Raw genomic sequence first — 302 nt, 5'->3', positions numbered from 1 at the left:
TTCGATGCCGGGCGCCAGCCTGGCCGGCTTGAACCAATGGGCGAGGGTGACGATCAAGGTCTGGTGCACGATGTACGCGGGGAAAACGGCTTCGACCAGGTAACGCCGGGCCGGGCCGTCGCGCTCCAGGTGGCGCGCGCCGAAGCCGCAGGCGGCGGCGATGGCGCCCCACGCCGTCGTCGCATACACCGCCGCCATCGGCGCGAACATGGCCTCGAAGTCGATCCCGGGCGCATCGGCCTTCCACAGCGCGCGCCAGGTCACGATGGCGGCCCAGCCGGTCAGCGCCAGCGCCAAGGCAT

The 302-nt window shown here is 71.5% G+C and carries 1 pseudogene; it reads right to left on the bottom strand.

What is annotated here, in order from left to right:
* Window positions 1-302, bottom strand: a pseudogene (locus KVT32_RS29610) (hypothetical protein); the annotation flags it as partial.

The organism is Achromobacter sp. GbtcB20, assembly GCF_019091095.1.
Taxonomy (GTDB): Bacteria; Pseudomonadota; Gammaproteobacteria; order Burkholderiales; family Burkholderiaceae_B; genus Achromobacter; species Achromobacter mucicolens.
This window is presented reverse-complemented; position numbering and strand designations above follow the sequence as displayed.